Source organism: Sporosarcina aquimarina, assembly GCF_023715615.1.
Taxonomy (GTDB): Bacteria; Bacillota; Bacilli; order Bacillales_A; family Planococcaceae; genus Sporosarcina; species Sporosarcina aquimarina_A.
In genome coordinates, this window is sequence record NZ_JAMBOM010000029.1 from 1 (window position 1) to 308 (window position 308).

Sequence of the window (308 nt, forward strand, 5' to 3'; positions counted from 1 at the left end):
GATGATTGGGGTGAAGTCGTAACAAGGTAGCCGTATCGGAAGGTGCGGCTGGATCACCTCCTTTCTAAGGATATATGTCAGTGGAACATCCTCGTGATGATGAAGCTGCACATTCGGAAATGAACCTTTGGTTCATACGTTGACATTTTGCGTTCAGTTTTGAAGGTTTATATAGTTACGTTTTCATTGCGTGCTAAATACTCTTCAAACTTGTTCATTGAAAACTGGATAAAACGACATTGAAGCAACAAATCAAGACAATCAACCGAGTCGGACACTATTCGTAGTGAGCCGAACAGCGATTCTTT

At 41.6% G+C, this 308-nt stretch carries 1 rRNA gene; it reads left to right on the forward strand.

The window, feature by feature from the left end:
* A 16S ribosomal RNA gene (locus M3197_RS17255) occupies nt 1–64 on the forward strand; the annotation flags it as partial.
* Between the last annotated feature and the right edge of the window lie 244 nt (nt 65–308).